This is a genomic window from Halorussus vallis (assembly GCF_024138165.1).
In the GTDB taxonomy this organism is placed as follows: domain Archaea; phylum Halobacteriota; class Halobacteria; order Halobacteriales; family Haladaptataceae; genus Halorussus; species Halorussus vallis.
On the sequence record NZ_CP100004.1, the window covers coordinates 14,795 to 30,569 of the forward strand.

General features: G+C 59.3%; 20 protein-coding genes. 9 read left to right on the forward strand and 11 right to left on the reverse strand.

Annotated features, from left to right (window positions below; genetic code table 11):
- Positions 1-5 precede the first annotated feature (5 nt).
- The gene (locus NGM07_RS24520; protein ID WP_253521884.1) at positions 6-236 is read left to right on the forward strand and encodes a hypothetical protein; all 231 of its coding nucleotides are present in this window, start codon (positions 6-8) and stop codon (positions 234-236) included.
- On the forward strand, positions 236-1,732 hold the full coding sequence (locus NGM07_RS24525; protein WP_253521886.1) for a hypothetical protein: 1,497 nt from the start codon (positions 236-238) through the stop codon (positions 1,730-1,732). The genes NGM07_RS24520 and NGM07_RS24525 overlap by 1 nt, the downstream gene beginning before the upstream one ends.
- A 91-nt stretch (positions 1,733-1,823) precedes the next feature.
- Here NGM07_RS24525 and NGM07_RS24530 read toward each other — a convergent pair whose 3' ends face one another.
- Entirely contained in the window at positions 1,824-2,024 is a 201-nt protein-coding gene (locus NGM07_RS24530; RefSeq protein WP_253521888.1) for a hypothetical protein, read from the reverse strand.
- A 108-nt stretch (positions 2,025-2,132) separates the two neighbouring features.
- Between NGM07_RS24530 and NGM07_RS24535 the strand changes: the two genes are divergently transcribed.
- The 3 genes from NGM07_RS24535 to NGM07_RS24545 all read left to right on the forward strand — a co-directional run bounded on the left by NGM07_RS24535 (position 2,133) and on the right by NGM07_RS24545 (position 5,994).
- A complete protein-coding gene (locus NGM07_RS24535; RefSeq protein WP_253521891.1) occupies positions 2,133-2,462 on the forward strand; it encodes a hypothetical protein in 330 nt (109 codons plus the stop codon).
- A gap of 161 nt (positions 2,463-2,623) precedes the next feature.
- A complete protein-coding gene (locus NGM07_RS24540; RefSeq protein ID WP_253521893.1) occupies positions 2,624-5,002 on the forward strand; it encodes an ATP-binding protein in 2,379 nt (792 codons plus the stop codon).
- Between the two features lie 17 nt (positions 5,003-5,019).
- Entirely contained in the window at positions 5,020-5,994 is a 975-nt protein-coding gene (locus NGM07_RS24545; protein WP_253521896.1) for a minichromosome maintenance protein MCM, read from the forward strand.
- A 1-nt stretch (position 5,995) separates the two neighbouring features.
- Here NGM07_RS24545 and NGM07_RS24550 read toward each other — a convergent pair whose 3' ends face one another.
- The 4 genes from NGM07_RS24550 to NGM07_RS24565 form a co-directional block, all read right to left on the reverse strand.
- Positions 5,996-6,649, reverse strand: a complete 654-nt coding sequence (locus NGM07_RS24550; protein ID WP_253521898.1) for a ribonuclease H-like domain-containing protein — start codon at positions 6,647-6,649, stop codon at positions 5,996-5,998.
- A 346-nt stretch (positions 6,650-6,995) separates the two neighbouring features.
- Positions 6,996-7,232: a hypothetical protein gene (locus NGM07_RS24555; protein WP_253521900.1), complete on the reverse strand. Its 237-nt coding sequence runs from the start codon at positions 7,230-7,232 to the stop codon at positions 6,996-6,998.
- Positions 7,233-7,305: 73 nt separating this feature from the next.
- Positions 7,306-7,866 carry a hypothetical protein gene (locus NGM07_RS24560; RefSeq protein WP_253521920.1) on the reverse strand — a complete coding sequence of 187 codons (561 nt, stop codon included), beginning with the start codon at positions 7,864-7,866 and terminating at the stop codon, positions 7,306-7,308.
- A 143-nt stretch (positions 7,867-8,009) separates the two neighbouring features.
- Positions 8,010-9,572: a hypothetical protein gene (locus NGM07_RS24565; protein ID WP_253521922.1), complete on the reverse strand. Its 1,563-nt coding sequence runs from the start codon at positions 9,570-9,572 to the stop codon at positions 8,010-8,012.
- A gap of 135 nt (positions 9,573-9,707) precedes the next feature.
- Between NGM07_RS24565 and NGM07_RS24570 the strand changes: the two genes are divergently transcribed.
- Positions 9,708-11,801, forward strand: coding sequence for a minichromosome maintenance protein MCM (locus tag NGM07_RS24570; protein ID WP_253521924.1), 2,094 nt, complete (start codon positions 9,708-9,710; stop codon positions 11,799-11,801).
- Between the two features lie 13 nt (positions 11,802-11,814).
- Here the strand turns inward: NGM07_RS24570 and NGM07_RS24575 are convergent, their stop codons facing one another.
- The 4 genes from NGM07_RS24575 to NGM07_RS24590 form a co-directional block, all read right to left on the reverse strand.
- The gene (locus tag NGM07_RS24575) at positions 11,815-12,183 is read right to left on the reverse strand and encodes a hypothetical protein (RefSeq protein ID WP_253521908.1); all 369 of its coding nucleotides are present in this window, start codon (positions 12,181-12,183) and stop codon (positions 11,815-11,817) included.
- A gap of 159 nt (positions 12,184-12,342) precedes the next feature.
- Positions 12,343-12,648, reverse strand: a complete 306-nt coding sequence (locus tag NGM07_RS24580) for a hypothetical protein (protein ID WP_253521910.1) — start codon at positions 12,646-12,648, stop codon at positions 12,343-12,345.
- Between the two features lie 128 nt (positions 12,649-12,776).
- The gene (locus NGM07_RS24585; protein WP_253521926.1) at positions 12,777-13,268 is read right to left on the reverse strand and encodes a hypothetical protein; all 492 of its coding nucleotides are present in this window, start codon (positions 13,266-13,268) and stop codon (positions 12,777-12,779) included.
- Positions 13,269-13,529: 261 nt separating this feature from the next.
- Positions 13,530-13,820 carry a hypothetical protein gene (locus tag NGM07_RS24590; protein ID WP_253521928.1) on the reverse strand — a complete coding sequence of 97 codons (291 nt, stop codon included), beginning with the start codon at positions 13,818-13,820 and terminating at the stop codon, positions 13,530-13,532.
- A gap of 139 nt (positions 13,821-13,959) precedes the next feature.
- On the opposite strand from NGM07_RS24590, the gene NGM07_RS24595 reads away from it, so the two are divergent.
- The 3 genes from NGM07_RS24595 (at position 13,960) to NGM07_RS24605 (ending at position 15,008) form a co-directional block, all read left to right on the forward strand.
- Positions 13,960-14,343 (forward strand): winged helix-turn-helix domain-containing protein, encoded by a 384-nt coding sequence (locus NGM07_RS24595; RefSeq protein ID WP_253521930.1) that lies wholly within the window; start codon positions 13,960-13,962, stop codon positions 14,341-14,343.
- A complete protein-coding gene (locus tag NGM07_RS24600) occupies positions 14,336-14,542 on the forward strand; it encodes a hypothetical protein (protein WP_253521932.1) in 207 nt (68 codons plus the stop codon). Before NGM07_RS24595 ends, NGM07_RS24600 begins: the two co-directional genes overlap by 8 nt.
- 91 nt (positions 14,543-14,633) lie before the next feature.
- Positions 14,634-15,008: a hypothetical protein gene (locus NGM07_RS24605; protein WP_253521935.1), complete on the forward strand. Its 375-nt coding sequence runs from the start codon at positions 14,634-14,636 to the stop codon at positions 15,006-15,008.
- Between the two features lie 52 nt (positions 15,009-15,060).
- Here NGM07_RS24605 and NGM07_RS24610 read toward each other — a convergent pair whose 3' ends face one another.
- Together NGM07_RS24610 and NGM07_RS24615 are read right to left on the reverse strand one after the other, a co-directional pair.
- The gene (locus tag NGM07_RS24610; protein ID WP_253521938.1) at positions 15,061-15,267 is read right to left on the reverse strand and encodes a hypothetical protein; all 207 of its coding nucleotides are present in this window, start codon (positions 15,265-15,267) and stop codon (positions 15,061-15,063) included.
- A gap of 155 nt (positions 15,268-15,422) precedes the next feature.
- Positions 15,423-15,704, reverse strand: coding sequence for a hypothetical protein (locus NGM07_RS24615; RefSeq protein ID WP_253521941.1), 282 nt, complete (start codon positions 15,702-15,704; stop codon positions 15,423-15,425).
- Between the last annotated feature and the right edge of the window lie 71 nt (positions 15,705-15,775).

Below are 15,775 nucleotides of genomic sequence, written 5' to 3' on the forward strand. Positions count from 1 at the left end.
GTTTTATGGCGATAAACGTGCTCGGCGGCCTCTTTCATTCAGTGTTCCTCGTTTGGCTACTCGGCCTTGACGCGTTCAAGCCGTGGATGTACGCCGCCGTTATCGCTATCGACATCCTCAAACCGTTCGCGTATCCGTCTCAGACGACGACGGCCGCCTACGCACTCGCGACCGTCGTGGTCGCAGGGTGGTACGCCCGCCAGTATCGTGGTACCGGACAGGGAGGGAGCGACTAATGCGACGACCACGCCTCTCGGGTCTGCTCGGCCTGCCGAGACGGACCGCAGGCGGTCTCGCGTCGGCGTTGGTGTCGCGGGTTGCCGGACCCGGCGGATCGTACACGACGCGCCTGCTCGTCGGTCTCGTCGTCCTCCTTGGCGCGGTGAGTCTCACCGGCTTGTTCGTCGCGCTCACGTCTTCGATGGAAACCTCGGGGTCGAGCGTCCCGTTCCTCACGACGATGCTGGAATGGGGTACGAACGGATGGGGGTACGTCCTGGTCGCGCTCATCTTCGCGCGGTCGAGTCTCTGGGGCTTCCGGAAATCCCTCGTGCATCTGGCCGCGCGCAAGACCGGCTACGACACAGGGACTATCGAACGACTCGCGGCCGAAGCCCGGACGCCCGACGGTGCGACTCGCGTGCTCGCGCTCTCGTCGGACTCCATCGAGGAACTCGCACAGAACCTCCGCTGGGGGTTCGACGGACGGAACGAACGTATCAAGGCCGAAATCGAGGAGACGGAGTACGTCGACACGGAGTCGTGGTGGTCGCGGGCGCTTACCGTCGAGTGGCCGCGAGACGACAACGAGCGCGCGCTCTCGGGGCCGGAACGCATGAAGTTGTTCCGGATGGACCTCGCGAGCGCGTTGAACACCGACGACGTGCTGTGGCGGTTCGCCGTCCCCGCGCTCGTCGTGTTCGTCCTCGAAGTGCTCGTCGTTCGGGTATGGGTCGTTTGGTGGCTGTACCTCGTGCTTGCGTCGGTCGCGTTGTTCGTCGCGGCACTCGGGTACGTCACGGTGAAATGGCGTCGCCATCGGCGTCTCGACACACTCCGTGCGGACGCGACTGCCAACCAGTGGGACGAGGTATCCGTCCTCGTCAAGAAAGCCGAGACGGACGAACTCACCATCTTCTACGGCTTTCTCGCAGGTCGGGTGTATGCGAGTGACGACCCCGACGGACTCGCTCGCGTGCTCGCTGAGCGCGCTCACCAGCGCGCGAACGGACTCCAACCTGCGCCCGCGCTCGAAGAGCGGAACGCGTGGTGTCTGAAACGCTACCTGCCGTCGCTCGCGTCGTGGCGGGAGAACGTCGAGAAGCCCGCCGTCATGGACGAACTCGTTGAGACGGTGCGGCGAGCGCCGGACGGGATTATCGCGAAAGACCACCTCGTCGACGCGGTGGTCGAACACGACCGCCGGTACATCTGGCGGGGCTTGCGGTTCGTCGGGTTCGGCTACGACCCGGAACTCATTGCGGAAGCCTACGAGGAACTCGTCCCACAGGCGCTCGTCGAGGAGACCGTCAGGGTGACGGGCGGGAACGGCGACGAGTCCGAGCGCACGGTCGTTCGACTCCGGACCGAACCACTCCCGAAGAACACCGAGCAGCTCCGCGCGGCGTTCTCACAACGGTTCCACGCCCGCGACGACGAGAGCCGGTACGACCTGCCGGAGTTCGAAATCCAGGAGGACGCCGACCGGTTCGTCGTTCCCGAGCGAACGTAGTTCGCCTACTCTCGCTCTTCCAGGTACAGACACATCGAGACGATTCGGTCAGTACGGACTCAAACCAGTGCTTACCAAAAATCTCGGAGGTTTAGACGACCGCGATTCCGTGTTTGGTGAACAACGACTTGATGTCAGTCGGAAGGTGGGGTTCTCCGAGGGGCTTCTCTCCGCCAAAGGCGGTGAACCGAACGACGTTCGGCGAGAGGACCGTGAAAAAGTGGGAGGCAAGGCCGTCGCGGACCTCAATGAAGTCGCGTTCGTTTTCAGGGCAGTGGGGTATTACTCTCATACCTCAATCTACAATTCTCACAGGCGGTATATAAACCATTGTGGTTGTTTGAACTTCTCCCACCCTCGTAAGGACGCGTGAGCGGTTCGACCCCGCTCCGAGGGCCTGATGGTAAAAATTTCTCTCAGCATAGTCGTACTGCAAGCACTTATCGACGACCGAACCGTCGAAATCCAGTGCGCGAAGAACCACGGGTTCCACATCGTCGCCGACGGCGTGCGGATCGCCAACGACAACGCGAAGGGCGGACTCCCGATAGAGCACTTCGAGTACCCGTTAGAGCGCGTCGACCTCTCGGCGGACGCCGAAGACCTCTGCGTCGAACTGAAACGGCGGTCGAAGCGCCGCAGGCATCGTCGCCGGATGGAGCGCCTGAACACCGAAAGCCACTGCTTGGCTGAAGGCGAGGAACTCCCAATTCCGCGTCCGAGCGAATAGCCTACGGTCCCTCAGCCACCTCCGTCCCCTGAACCACTGTAGGAACCTTAGGTACCTTAGCCACCTAAGCCACCTAAGCCATCTAAGCTACCTAAGCCACCCCAGGTACATACGCCAGCGAAGCTACCTCAGCCACCGAAGCCCCCACAGCCACCATAGCCATGTCTACGTTCGACAAAATTCAGAGTCAAGACGACACGTCGGCGGCCGTCGCCGCCGAGAACAAGGTCAAGAAACGAATCCGGGACCGACTCCGCCGGGAGAACCGCGAAGTCGAAGCCGAGGTCCGCTCGATCATCTCGAAAGCCGAGGAAGCCCTCGCCGGAGAGAGCGAGCACATCCCCGAGAAACTCCTGGGGAAACTCCATTGGTACCTCTGGCTCGACCCTGACCGGGCCGAGGTCCTCCATCCGCAGAACGACGACCTCGCTCGCAAGTATAAGCGGTACTTCCAGCGGTGTCACGTGGACCGTGAGCGCGGCATCCGACCCGACCCCCAAGAGGAGTACAAGATTCTCAACGAAGTCGCGAAGGCGCTCGGGTATCAGTCCTCCGTGACCGACCGCAGCCAGTACGCACCCGTTCGCCTCGAAAGCATCGACGAACCGGGCGCGAAGTCAGTCGAGAACCCGACTCCAATCGGACGGCGACGGATCGGCCACGACGACCCCGCTGACCCCGAGGACCGCGCGGTCGAAATCCCACATCAATCCTGCGACCACATCCTTGCGGTCGCCCTCCCCCGGAGTGGGAAAGACTCGACGCTCGCCAGCATCGGGAAGAATCTGTGGGACGAACACGGCTATAGCTATTTCTCGATTCTCGACGACGGCCGGATGGAGACGCCGATGCTCGCCATTCCGAACGACGAGAAGGTGATTCAACAGAACCTCGAACGCTTCGGACAAGAACCGGATGCCTTCGACGCCGAGGTGTTCGTCCCCGCGATGGACGGCCTCCCCGAGCGCCTCCCGCAGAACTTTACACGGTTCAGCATCGGCATCGACTCGCTCACTCCGCACTTGATTCTCCGACTTGCGGGTGTCACGAAGAGCGACGAGACGGTCGAAGCGCGAATCAAGCAGGCGCTCGACGATACACTCGCCGGAACCGGTCAGGTGACCGAACTCGTCGCGCGCCTGCAAAGCTACGCGAAGCAGATGGAGGCGACTATCGAGTGGACCGAGATTCACGAGCGTCAGTCCGGTAAGCATGAGACCGAGACGTATACGGCGAACTTCCAGATGGACGCCGAGGACGCGCTGAACACGGCCGCCCAACGACTCGGCCAACTTGCGGGCGAAGGCCTCGTCACGTCACCCGACGCGGTGACGAATCTCGACATGCAGAAGGTCATCGCACGCCAGGAACAGGCGGCGGTGCTCTGCTGTAATTTCCTGAAACAGGGCCAGGAGGCGTTGAAGTACACGATTATGGACCTCTGGCTTAGACTCATCTATCAGGCCCGAGACGACAACCCGCGACTGCCGCGGGTCTGCCTGGAGATTCGCGAGTTGAAGAACGTCGCACCGTCGAAACTCGCCGACGTGCGGTACAAGGACGCGATAAAGACGCTCCAGCAGACGATTTTCTTCATCTCGACGCAGGGCGGGTCACGCCGGATTCTGATGCTCGGGAGTACGCAGAAGCTGAACGACGTATACAAGCCCGTGCGGTCGAATATGGCGACGAAGATACTGCTCCGTCTCGGTGAAGAGGAAATCGAGACTCTCGACCGGTCGTACCACTTCGACTATCGGCAGAAGGACCAACTCGCGGAGTTCTCCATCGGCCAGGGCATGATTCTCGCGGGTGGGGAGGCGTACTGGCCGATAGACCTCCGAGGAGCACCGTGCGGGCTTGGACTCGGCGACCAGCACTGGTTCGACCGCTACGGCCGCGCGTGGGGCGCTCGCGTCCGCCAGAGCCTGAACGACTACTGGAACACGAAACACAGCGACAGCGAGTGGTGGGTACACGTCCCCGACGCGGAAGTCCGCGAGATGGACGACCCGCCGAAAATTGGGGATACGTACTCCGAGTGGTACCTGCTCTCCGAGGATTTCCCCGACGAGACGGAGCGGGAGGACGTCGACCGCGCGCTCATTCGAGACGTGCTTGAGAACCGCCGCGAGTATCCGGTGAAGACGGACCTCTCGCTCGCGGAGACGGGCGCGGGCAACCGCCAGCGCGACCTCTCGATAGCGCCTGCGGACCCCGAGGATAGCGGTGTAGACGACCTCGCCGAGGAGTTCGGCGTGCCGCAGGACGTGCAGCCGTGGCTGGCGGACCGAACGCGGCCCGGCCGCCAGCGGATGGTCGAAGCCTGCCGCATCCTCCAGGAACACGGCCCGTTCCAGTGGTACAAGGACATGGACGAATTCCTCTCGTATCCCGAGTCGACGATGCGGAATTACGTCGAACCCGAGGGCCTCGAACCCTGTTTCGACACCTCTGGGTCGAAGATAAAGCTGACACCGGTCGGCGAGCAGGTGGCGAACATCGAGTGGGAAGTCCTCGAAGAAAAACTTAGAGCGTAATACAGTTTATTGAGACGATGAACGACCAACAGCACACCCATAACCCTGACGGCCTCGAAGCACAGTTCGGACAGTTCTTCCGACGCTACTACAGCGACGAAATCGGCAACCTCGCCCGGAACTACCCGACCGACCGAGCGTTGTACGTCGATTGGACCGACCTCTACCAGTACGACAACAGTCTCGCCGACGACCTGCTCTCAAACGGCAGCCAACTCCGCGAGTACGCGGAAGAGGCGCTTCGAAACTACGACCTCCCCATCGACGTGAGTCTCGGCCGCGCGAGCTTTCGCGTGCGGAACCTCCCGGACGAAGCAACGTTCGACGTGGGCGACTACCGCGTCTCGGACCTCGGAAGTCTGCTCGCAATCGAGGGCGAAGTCGTTTGGTGTTCGGAAGTCGAACCGTTTGCCGAGGACGCTGCGTTCGCCTGCCAACGGTGCGGCACCCTGACCTACATCCCACAGTCGTTCGGCGACCTCCGCGAACCCGCCGAATGCCAGGGATGCGAGCAACAGGGACCGTTCACCATCAATCAGAAGCAGTCAGAACTCGTCGATTATCGGAAGCTCAAGCTGGAAGCCGTCGACAGCAATCTTGCCGATCCGCCGACGCTCGACGCTGCCGTAAAGGAGGACCTTGTGGACCGCGTGGGGCCGGGCGACTTCGTGACGGTCGTCGGCGTCTACAAGACGCTCCCGCAGCAGGACGACTGTATCTTCGACACCTACGTCGACGTGTGGGACATCGACCGCGACGTCGACGCGAAGGCGGATAAGCTTTCGAAGTCGGCGCTCGAAGACCGAATTCTCGCATTCGTCGAGGGCGAACAGGCGAGTGACGAGTTCGGCGTCCCCCAACAGGCGGTCGTCGACGACCTCGCCAACGAAGGTGTCCGGGAAGAAGAAACGACGGACAGAATCGCCGAGTTGGTCGAGGACGCGAACGAACCGTTAGACGAAATCGGCGGTGGCCGGTTGATGATGCGGTAGTCTACAGCGCGTAGGTCGGCATGTACTCATGGCCGGTGTCCGCGGCGTAGAGGGCAATGTTCGCCTCGATGTCCGATTCTGTGTATTTGAGAACCGTCTGCTCAAGCGCGTCCCACTGTTCACGGCCGTCCTCCGGAAGCGACTCGATGTACTTCGGTGCGAGTTCCTCGCCGAATCGCGTGTTGTCGAGTTTCGCACCTTCCCACGTGGTGACGCACTCGGGAATCTCGTAGTAGTCGAGTGCTTCTTCGAGTGACGGCCATTTCTTGTTCATCTCGTCGGCGATGGGTTTGCGGATTTCCAGCAGGTCGACGTGCTCGCTCGCGCACGCAAGCGTTGGACAGTCCGAGAACCCGAGCGCCTCGATTTTGTCGCCGAGGAATGTGAGGTCGAAGAAGTCCGCGCCGTAGGAGACGAGTGCTTCCGGGTCGCGGTCGTTCAGCCACTCGTAGGCCGACCGAATCACGTCAGTTTCATCGCCGACGACGTTCTTCCGTGAAAACATCGTCACGTCGGCGTCGTCGCTGCCGAGTTCGTGGTAGCCGACGCCGATGGCTATGAGGTCGTCGGAGTCGCCGTCAAACCCGCTTGTTTCGATGTCGAGAGTGCCGATGCTGTCGTAGCATTTGTCAGCAGGGAGGTTCAGTTCGAACATCATTTTATTCTGTCAGTCGGACTAATTAGTTCTTACTGTAAGGCGTCCTCTCAGCGGGCGCTGTCACGCGCCTCAGCCATTCCACGTCCGGATACCTCAGCCACCGTAGGTAGCTTAGGCACCTTAGCCAGCACAGCCAGCGCGCCGAGAAACACCGGCTCCGTCCGGTCGTCCACTCGCGAGCGCGCCCCCTTACGCACTATCAACTAGAGTCAACCACGACTAGAAGAAATCTGAACCTGAGACGTACACTTTGGTGTTCGGCGGCGGAGTCTATCGTGTCCTCCAGGGACGGTCACAACAAGACGAATCTTTCAGCTCGACCAACAGAAATAGCGGGGTTACTTCAGCGGTCGGACTCGTCGTTCTCGCCCTGTAACTCGCGGTCTATAATCGCGTCAACCGATTGACCTCGCCCGATGACAGGCGGCCCCTCTGCTTCGACCTCCCGCGGCGTTAAGAACGAATACTTCCGCGCAAGGTCGCGGTCTGAACAGACTCCCCACGCGTACAAGAGCAAGTCGTCACGATTCACTCGCTCCCACTTCTCCTCCGGAACGTACTCGCCCTCCTCTCGACCCATACACCGAGCACGTTCCCCGAAAGCATAGCCGTACCTCGAACCAACTACTATCCGACAGAGAAGTAGTTGAGATTCACAGTGAGATTGTTCTACCCTCTCCCTCTACTTCTTCGATTGAAACCTCTGCGTCTTCGGTATAGGCCCACTTATCTACCGTTTCCCCCTCATTAGTGAACGCTTGTTGATTCCATACGACGTGAAGCTGAAGCTCAGAGGGCGAGAAATTCTCGGCAATTTTGTTGAATACCCAGCCATCTACCTTCTTGCCGGGATATACACCGCTTGTAGCATCATTTTCATAGAGAGAGTTCCGGTACGTCTGGAGCTTCTTTCCCTCAACAATGTATCTCTCGGTTATGTCGTCCCTCATCCCCCCATCATCAACTCGTTCGCCTTTATAGTAGAGATCTATTGCATCCCCCGATGGGCCTGTCGTCGGAAATTCCTGTTCTGAATCGCCGTTGTGAACTACACTTAGATGAGTGAGAAGAAACACGGCCCCTGACTCAGTATGTAGTTTTTGCTTATTTCTTCCGTAAACGCGCATTAGAGAATCCGTCAAGACGTATTTCGTAGGGGTAAACTCCACTCCGTTATGTGTCGAAGAGTCCCCAACTTTCCGGTTCTGGAGCATCCCGCTTATAGACGAGCAACCGGCAATAGAAGCAGTTCCCATTCCCGTGATGGTTGCTGAAGCTTTCGTCTGTACATAACACCGAATTGCTGTATCTATATAAGTATTTTATCCTAATCGGTAAGTTCGATAATCTGTATCTTCTATGAGTACCGAACGTCGAACTCCTTGTACGCCCGCAGTTGCTCGTGGAACCCACGTCGCGTATCCAGTAACGCACCGTCTGAACCCCCGGTTTCAGTCTCCGGGAACGCCACGTCAACGTCCGAGAGAACATCGTCCTCGTCGACGCCCCGGATCTCGTCGCGCAGCTTGTCTCGCTTGGTTTCGATTTTCAGTTCTCGGCGGACCAATTTCTCTTCATGCCGGAGGTCTTCAAGGGCCTCGCGCGCCTGTCGGAACTCACCATGTAGGCGACGCTCGTACTTGTCGAGTGCGTCATCGAGGACCGTGAGCGCAGCGTCAATCGTGTCCTCGTGCTGTTCGAACGCGTCGAACAGTCGCCACTCGGCCTCTCGGCGCGCGTCGTCGACAGCCTGGTCGAGACGGTCGCCGAGGTCTTGGTCGTAGTACCGGTCGAGCACGTCCCGGAGCGCGTCCCGGTACGCTTCGGGGTGGCGGGCTTCGAATGCGTTGACCTCCACGGGATCCATGTCGTCGGCGTACTCGGCGAACGTATCCTTCTGGCGCTCGTAGGCGAGCGCGCCCGGATTTCGGTATTCCAGGCCGGACGGGTCCTTCGCCGGAGTCCCTGGCAGGTCGTACTCGACGACCTGCTCAAGCGTGAGCGCAGCGTGGTGGACGTAGGCTTCAACGTCGTGAAAGGCCGCCTCGATTTCGAGTTTCCGCGCTGCCGAGACGGGCATATCGACGCCTTTCGGGTCCCAGTCCGAGACGACGACCACCACGAGGTCCTGGTCGCGCGCGTCCGCGATACGGATTGCGTCCCGGACCATTTGGTAGGAGAACTCACCGCCGCCCGCGGGCCGGAGGGTTGCGCCGTACTCGCGTGCTAGGTCTTCGTCGAGCACGCCCGATTTCTCCGCCCACAGTTCGAGGTAGTAGTCCTGCCGCCCCAATTCGTCGTACTGAACGCCCGCGAACGCCTGCGCGATAATCTGCTGAATACGAGCACGAATCAGTTCGTCCGCATCGTCGGCCTCGACGCGCGCCGGAGAGAGTTCGAGCGCGAGCCTGGCATCCCGATAGCTGTCGGCGGCCGACCGACTCACGGCCCCGAACTTGACACCGGACGCCTGTGGCGAGCAGGGGTCGTCGTGGCTGTCGAACGCAGTCGGCGTGACCGTCGTGTTCTTGCTGTCGCCGATCCGCTCGGGGTCGACGAACCCGAGGACTTGCGCCCAGAACGCGCCTTTCTTCAACTCATTCCAGCACTTCTGCGTGTTCTGGTAGTCGTCGCCGTCGCGTAGCTGGTAGTCTTTCGCGAAGATTCTGTAGTGAAACCCGCGCGGGTGGGTTTCCGGACAGCCCTCCTGGTCGTAGATGTCGGCGAACCATTCGGCGCGCTCTAAATCTGAGGGTTGGACGTAGGCGGTGTCGTTGTTCCGCGAGAGCGCGAGAAAATCCTCCACGGAGGCGTCCTCGCCCTGCGAGCGCGCTTGGGCGGCCATCTCCTTGATTCGCCCGCGGAGGTCGGGAATATCGCTCCGGGAATCGAGGAGGTCAGAAAGCGGCGGGTCGTTCATATCACCGTGTTAGCACTCAGAGTCTAAATAGGTTAGTACGACTCTTTCGACTACTACAGACGGGGTTCTCGGTCCAAGAATTGAGAACCTTGCGAGTCCGAAGAACTATAGGATTTGCCACACTCTCCCCGAGAGATGGCGCGAGCAGAAAATAATGGACTCATAGACATAATCGAGCAGTTCTATCGGCGCTACTACAAGGAAGAAATCGGCGAACTCGCCCAAAACTACCCGGAGGACCAACGGTCACTCTACGTCGATTGGTCGGACCTCTACCGGTACGATGCCGACCTCGCTGACGACTTTCTCTCGAAACCCGACCAGCTTCGCGAGTACGCCGAAGAGGCTCTCCGACTCTACGACCTGCCCGTGGACGTATCTCTCGGGCAAGCGCACGTCCGCATCCGAAACCTCCCCGAAACGACGGACATCGGTAAAATTCGCTCTCGGCACATCAACACGCACTTGTCCATCGAGGGGACCGTCGAGCGAGCATCCGAAGTAAAAAGCGACCTCCGAGACGCTGCATTCGAATGCCAGCGGTGTGGGACGCTGACGTACATCCCACAAAGTACACTGGGAAAAACGCAAGAGCCTCACGAGTGCCAGGGTTGTGATCGACAGGGGCCGTTCCAAGTCAACCAGGACCAGTCTGAATACGTAGACGCTCAGACGATACACGTCAAACAGCGGCTCTCCGGCGTCAAAACGGACGACCAAGCGAGCATCGTCGTCGAACTGGAAGACGACCTCGCCGGAACGGTTTCTCCCGGTGATAACGTCACTGTGACCGGCGTCGTCCATCTCGCGAGCGAGAATCGAACGGAAGCGTCGGTCGCGGATAAATTCATCGGCGCGCACTCCGTGACCGTCGAGGATGCCACCGAGGTTCACGGTCTCGACATCACCGACGAGGACAAACGCCAAATCGTCGAACTCTCGACCGAGGACGCCATCTACGAGCAGATGGTCGAATCGTTCGCACCCTCCGTCTACGGCAACGAGAAGGCGAAACTCGCGATTCTGCTCCAACTGTTCTCCGGCGTCACGAAACACCTCCCAGACGGAACGCGGATTCGTGGAGATCTACACGTCGCGCTCATCGGCGACCCCGGCACGGCGAAAAGCCGTCTCATCGGCTACGCCGGGAACCTCGCACCGCGGACGGTCAAGATTTCGGGGAAGAACACGTCCTCGGTCGGGCTGACCGCAACGACGAAGAAAACGAGCAGCGGGTCAGAGACCTGGACGTTCGAAGCGGGTGCGCTCCCGATGGCGGACAAGGGCCTCGCGCGAATCGACAACATCACCGACCTCCGAAGCGAGCATCTACGGACGCTGCATGACGTGCTCGAAGAGCAGGTTATCGAACTCACGAAGGCGACCGTCTCGGCGACCATTCAAGCGCGAGCGTCCGTTCTCGCCGCCGGAAACCCGAAGTACGGCCGGTTCGACCAGTACGAACCCATCGGCGAACAGGTCGATCTCGACCCCGGTCTGATTTCGCAGTTCGACCTTATCTTCATCACCACCGACCAACCGGACGAAGTCGAAGACGAGAAGATTGCCGACCATGTTCTTCAATCGAACTACGTCGGCGAACTGAACACCCAACGCACTGAATCGAATGCGCCGAGCGTGTCGGCGAACGATTTCCGGAACCAGTCGGAGCAAGTCGCACCAACAATTGACCCCGGCCTTCTGCGGAAGTATATCGCGTACGCTCGCCAGAACTGCTTCCCGACGATGACCGACGAGGCGATGGAGTCCATCAAGGACTTCTACGTCGACCTGCGCTCGAAGGGCGCAGACGAGGACGCGCCTGTGCCCGTGACAGCGCGGAAGCTGGAAGGCTTGGTTCGACTCGCCGAATCAAGCGCGAAGATGCGGCTCTCCGACAGCGTGGAAGTCGAGGACGCCGAGCGCGTAATCGAATTGCTTCGGTCGTGCTTGTTGGACCTCGGTGTTGACCCAGAGACGGGTGAATTTAACACTGACGTCGCAGAGCAAGTCAGTGCAAAGAGACAACGAGAACGTATTAAAAACGTCAAACAACTTATTGCTGAGATTGAAATGGAAAACGACGATGGAGCACCGATAGACCAGGTTATAGAAGAAGCCAGTGCGTATCTTGGGATGGAAGAGAAGAAGTTTGCTCACGAACTAGACAGACTCAAGCAGAAGGGAGAGGTGTACGAACCAGCCGAGGGATACCTCCGAACGACGTAACAAGGTGACAGTACTACTGGTTGTCGAGATATTCTAACTCGACATCCCGTTCTTCTCGCGACCACCGTTTTCCGAACTGATTTCGCTCACTCCCGGCCTTCTTCCGATAGAACGTCGCACTTCCGTCTTCATGGACGTGGAGGTAGTACTCGCCCGACTGCTGGCCTTCAAGGTAGAGTTTTCGTCCGTTTACGCGCGTGACGGTGAGCGGGTTCTTGAGGTCGCCGACGCGGAACTCATCGCCGACGTCGACGGTTGTGACGATCTGCTCGGTCGGGAGGTCTATCCATTCTCGCCCACACCACTTGCAGTGCCAGCCGTCGAAGAAACCGCGGTACTCGGTCTTCTCGGACTTGCACTGGGGGCACGATTCAGCGGTCACGACTGTCCTCCGTAGTACGAGAGCGTTTCCTGTCTACTTAGTTCGTCTGCTCGCCGTCGTTCGTAGGCGGCCTTTGCGTCGTCGCAGGGAGCTGGTCGGCTCTGTAGGGTCGTGGTTTGCATCGGAGGAAGTAGTCCGTCGTGGAGCTACGAGTGCTCTCTACCACCGGTTCTCGGGGATGTTGCCCTTCGGGACGCACTTTCCTGGCGTGTACTCCCGGAGGTCGGGGGTATAGAGGAGTTCTTGGGACCACTGTGCGACGACCCACTTCGCTCGGTCGCGGTCGGTGTCGAACTCCTCGCTCCGCAGTGCCTCGCCCGTGAGTCCGAGCAGGTAGTCGAGGTCGTTGTTCATCCGAAGGCCGTTGTCCCTCGATAGGAGGTCGGCGAAGTCGGGGATGTCTTGGTCGTCTCTCGGGTCGACGTCTGCTTGCTCGTCGGTCACGTCGGATTCTCGGTGTGCCATTTGGGGTGCCTCGCTCGAATAGATTCACCCCCGCCACTTATATTTTACTATCTTATATTGGGTTTCAAGAGAAACATCGAAACCCACCAAACCCGCCACACTTCGACAGTCGAAACACCCGAGCAGGCTTAAGATTCGTCTACGGACGCTGGCGACCGGGGGTCTACCTTCCACGGTTCCTGCCACCCTCGGACAGCACCGTACATATCGTCCTCTTCGCGGAGTATCGTCAGCGCGGCCTGGATACCTTCGATTCGACTCACAAGAGCGGGATTGGTCGTTGCGTCCTGCGCTTCGAGGTAGTCGAGCAAGGTTTTGAGTTCCAATTCGGGGTCGATATTGTAGGGCTGACAGCGCCGCGGCGGAGACCACGAGTCGAACGTCTCTTCGAGAACGCAGATCCGTTCAAGTTCGCGCGCAGGGTCGGCGCGGATCTCTCGCTCGCAAACTGCTGCATGGTAGGGACAGTAGAGAACATGGCCGTTTCCACACACGTCTCCTTCGTCGTCGAGAAGGTAGTATTGGAAACTGTACTGTCCTTCGTCAGTACAACTGTCAGTTCCGCAGAGAAGCCAGCGGTCGTACTCGCTTTCGCCGGTTGCATCGTGCTGTGTCGCCATAGTTCGATGTTCTCTGAGGGCGCAAATATATTCGTGCCAGCCGTGGTGAAACTGAAAGTAGTCGCGAGAGCTTTGAGAGTCACAGGATGCGGGGTCGGGTGAATGTGGAAGCCGACCTCCGCGATTTCGTTTTCCTATGTGCCGGAAATAAGGGTTTTGGTATCGGGAACACGCGGCCAGCTATCGATGGTCGGTGAGCGAAAAAATTACGGGTTCGTGGTTCGTAGGCGATACCGCAGAGCGAGCGCCCGTAGGGGGCTACTACTTCAAATCCCACGGGAGCGCGCTTTCGTCGTGACGCCGTATCCAGTCGGCGACCCAGTCTTCCGAGTCGTTTTCCAGATAAACGGCGTTCGTGCCACTTTTCGGTTTGTAGACGACCGGACAGGCGTCGTCTGCCGCCATGTCGTGGATTAGGTCTTTGGCCCGTCCACGGTCGTGGGTTTCGACACCGAATTTGGCGGCGTTCTCGACACGGACCGCCCGGTTGTACTTCTCCTTGCGGTGGAGTTTCGCGACCACAACGGCCTTGATTTCGTCGTCAGTTGCCATGTTTTTCCACCTCCTACGCCCCTTCGGGCGCATTTGACACATCACACCCCCACTATTTATACCTGTGTATTCAGAAATACAGTGCTGTCCAAACTAACCAACAGTATTAAGCAATCTCAGATAGAAGACATGGGCAGAGATGACCGAATCAGAGAATACCGAAACCCTCGAAAGTATCGAAGAGATCGTCGCCACCGACCCGCTCGCACAAGTCGTCGGCGACCACCCCCGAACGCGCATCCTCATCGCGCTCCTCGACGTCTACCCGCGCGGGCTCAACCCGACTTCCATCAAGGAGAACGCCGCCCTCGGGTCCCGGAGTACCGTCTATAATCACCTCGACAGTCTCCTCGCCACCGGCCTCGTCGTCGAAGATGAGCAAGCCAGCGAGCAGGCCGGGAACTCGACCATCTACAAACTCGTGGACCACGAGGACGACGAACGAACTGAATGGCTCGGGAGACTCCGCGACTTCACCGCCAAGCATCTTCGCGAAAAGACCGACGAGACCGACAATGAGTGAGGAATCCGAGACGGGGAGTGAACCCGAGAAGTTCTTGCGTTGTCTGAAATGTGGTGAAATAGCCGACGCAGTGGCGAGAACCGAAAACTCGGGAATGGTAGCGGTCACGACGAAAGAAAATGTCGTCTCGCACAGTGTAGACGACGGGACCGAGAAAGCGGTTTGGTTCCACTTCGAAAAAGCGGAGAAACAGTTCTAAGCCTTCACGAATGGTCTGAGTGTGGCATAGCAGTAGCGGCGAACCAAAACGCCAGAACGCTTATGGGTGAACTATCCTACAATTCGGAGTGATGTCTCAAAGAACGAACGAAGGCGACGAGATATTCTACGTCATCCTCGCCATCGCTGGTATCATAGCCGTAACCCTCCTCGGTGTCTCGAAGACGTTCGGGAACTGCCCGGCCTCCGCGACGTTCAACGCTCGCGCTGCTGAAGGCGCGGTGATTCTCACCCAGCTTCTCATGCTTCTCGGCTTCGGCATCGTCGGGAGTCTCTTCAGCCTCGGTCGTGTGAGTCGGACGGTCGGCCTCACCCGGAACCCGAAACTCCTACTCCTCGGTATGTTCCTGTTCGCTGGCGGTGCTCTCTCCTCGGATTATATCCTCGGGAACTTCAACGGCGCCGCGACGTGCGTCGACGGCCTGTTTACGTTCCTGCCGTTCTGACCGCTACTGACTTCGGAATAGAGAAGAACGAATGTAGGCGTGGGCGTCGATTCTAGTCTGCGAGGCCGCTGTCTCGACGTGACTGGTCGAACGGATTCTCGACGAGTCCGGCGTGACTCGCTAGCCCGTCCCGTTCGATTCCCTCCTGGTGCTGGCGAAGAACCGCGACGAGTTCGTCTTCGTCGAGTCCTTCGCTTGCGGCCTGATAGAGATGTTCGCGTAGAATGTCGTTGAAACGCTCTACGTCGTACTCGCTCATCACAGTAGCCTCCGATTGCTTGCTAACCGATGTTCTCGGGGGCGTCCGACTTGTTTCAGTGACATCCTCGCGTTAATATACTGGGTCGGGGGTGAAATACCTCCGCCGTCCACGTAGTGAAAGTGAAAGTAGTCGTGTTCCCGACCGTTCGACCTCTACATCTCCGTCTTCTCTTCCGGGGTAAGCGTCATCACGGACTCCGCCCGATTCTCGACTTCTTCGTCGGACAGCCAATACCGCTCCCCGTCAGTTTCGAGGCGGCCCGCCTCGACCGCCGCTGCGAGCGCATCCCGCACGCTGTCTGAGTCCCGCGACCCATGCACCGAGAGCACGATGAGGATCGTTCGCTCGCGCGCTCGGTCCGGCACGGGGCCAGCAGTCTGCGATTCGACGGTCTTGACAACGCGGTCAACGAGATTAGTAGAATTCTCAGGCATAGGTTTCTACCAGCGGGTACGCATGAGTGCCCGTAAAGAGCAGGGGTTGGCCTGGAGAGACTTCGAGAAGT